Source organism: Candidatus Hydrogenedentota bacterium (assembly GCA_018005585.1).
In the GTDB taxonomy this organism is placed as follows: domain Bacteria; phylum Hydrogenedentota; class Hydrogenedentia; order Hydrogenedentales; family JAGMZX01; genus JAGMZX01.
Window position 1 is genome coordinate 1 of sequence record JAGMZX010000213.1, and the last position, 2,343, is coordinate 2,343.

Consider the following 2,343-nt stretch of genomic DNA (forward strand, 5'->3'; position numbering starts at 1 on the left):
CAGATTCGCTTCATGACAGAGCCTTTCGGATTCTCGGGCAAAACACTCCCGCACCTGATTGGACCGGCCTCAAATCCCTCCCGGTTTCGTGCCTGAGGGCTTGCCATATGTGACCCGCCGATGAGCACAGCTATCATCAGGTCATCTTCATCGGTGGTCCTGGTTGCCCTCACCTCGGGCGCGCGTGTGTTGGTGCCTGATTCCCGAAGAACCGGCTCCAAACGGTCTTGAACCCGCGGCGGTGGGCGTTCGGTGTGGCGCTCTCGGCGCAGTTGCGGCAGATCTCCGGCAATTGGGAGGCATCATCTTCGTCGAAGCCCTCACGGATGCGGCCGTAGGCGGGGCCGTTCCACACGTCCCGGACCGATTGGATGCTCAGGTCGCCCGCAATGACCGTACGGAACCAATCGACACAGCAAAGCACTACGTGACCATTATATAGAACGCACATTTCGCGCGATGGACGGATACAGCGGCTCATCGGTTTCATGGGACGCCCCGCGTTGATATCGAGCGCGTTCTTGATGTTGCCACCCCGGTTCTCCAGGACAGACGTGACCAGCCGCACGCTGTGACGCCGCCAGAAACGCCGTGCCTTGTCAATTTCACGTTCATTCTTGCCCGTAACAATCATCGAGACCCGCAGGTCGAGGTTAGACCGCCTGGCTCGCAGCAGTCTCCGGAACGCGAGCACGTTATCGATTACTTTTCGCGCGTCGTAGCCCATGATCTCGCGGTTGGTCGCATTGTCCAGCGATTGCAGGCTTACTTTCACGCGTTTGAGTCCGGCGTCGATGAGTTGCTCGCCCATCTCCTCGCTCAGGCCTGTCCCGTTCGTCGTGACCAGCGTCACTGTGTCCGGTATACGTGCCGAAACGTACCGCACAAACTCCGGCAGCCGTCTGTCATTGAGCGGTTCGTTCTGCAGGTATAGCATGATGCGCCGGGGCTGTGTTTCCGCGAGTTCATCGATGATTTTCCGAAACAGGTCGAACGGCATCCGTCCATGCTCGAGGCCCGATTCCAGAACGGCCTCGTTGGGACAGAATATGCACCGTCCGTTGCAGCCCGCCTGCGTCTGTATCTGCACGCGCGGCTGCCCCCCGGCTTTCGCTCGTTCCACCTTGACGTCTCCTTCCAGTATCATGTCCAAGATACGGACAGTTCGCGGCCACGCCATTTACTGTGGCCCCGACTATGCCACAATCTGGACAAGAGCACAATGACGACGGCCTGTTTACTGTGTTCATGTCTGTTCCTTCTGGCCTCGCCGGAGGATTGCGCGCTTCCGCGCGCGTTGCCAGTAACCCTGTCCGCCCAGCGGCCGCGCATCCTCTTGACCCCGGTTGAGCGGGACGCCTTGCGCGCGCGCGTGAACCGCGACCCCTGGGCCGCGCGCGTCCGCGGCCTGCTGCTGGCCGAAGCCGATACCCTGGCCGCCGCGCCGCTGGACATTCCCCGTCGCGAGGGTCAGTGGTCCCATTGGTACGTTGGGGAAGCGGGCAACCGCCTGACGGCCCAATCGCCGACCCAGCACGTGGACCCGCTGACCGGCAGCGTATACACCGGAAGTCCCTATGACGAAGTCTATGCCGCGCAACGGCACGGTTTCTGGCTGCGTGGCGTGCAAACGCTCGGCATGGCCTACGCGCTCGAGCCACGCCCCGAATACGCGGGCCGGGTTCGCGCCATTCTGCTAGAGTACGCTTCCTTCTACGCCAGTCTGAGGAAACACACCAAAGACGGCCACTGGAGCCGCCGGGGCGCGCGTCTGTTCGCGCAAACCCTTGACGAGGCCGTCATACTCTGTCACATCGCTGCCGGCTATGACCTGGTCTACGATGCGCCCTGTTTCTCACCTTGGGACCATGAGCGTATCAGGAAACGCCTGATCCACCCCATGGTCAGGGTCGTGCTGGCACGAGACATGGGCGAATCCAATTGGCAAGCATGGCACAACGCCGCCATCGGGGTGACGGGCTATCTGCTCAATGAGAAACGCCTTGTCGACCGGGCGCTCAATGGGCAATCCGGGCTGCTCTTCCAACTCGAACACTCACTGATGCCCAGCGGCCTGTGGTACGAACTCGCGCCCATCTATCACTGGTACGCCCTCAATGCCTATGTCTATCTCTTCGAAGGAGCCGAACGGTCCGGAACTGCCTGTTACGGCCTGCCGAAGGTACGCGCCATGTTCGACGCGCCGCCGCGCTCTCTGCTGCCGGACCGTACGTTCGCCCCGTTGCAGGACAGCGACCGCCTTGCCCTCAGCGACGACCGCTGGTTCTACGAGGTCGCGTTCCGGCGCTACCGCGAGCCTCGCTTCGCCTCACTGGCGGGGCC

Annotated in this window: 2 protein-coding genes; one reads left to right on the top strand and one right to left on the bottom strand. The window is 62.0% G+C overall.

All coding sequences use genetic code 11. From position 1 onward, the window contains the following. Window positions 1-169 precede the first annotated feature (169 nt). Entirely contained in the window at window positions 170-1,123 is a 954-nt protein-coding gene (locus KA184_22210) for a radical SAM protein (GenBank protein ID MBP8132304.1), read from the bottom strand. Window positions 1,124-1,222: 99 nt separating this feature from the next. Between KA184_22210 and KA184_22215 the strand changes: the two genes are divergently transcribed. Continuing rightward, a partial coding sequence (locus tag KA184_22215; protein MBP8132305.1) for an alginate lyase family protein occupies window positions 1,223-2,343 on the top strand: 1,121 nt, incomplete at its 3' end.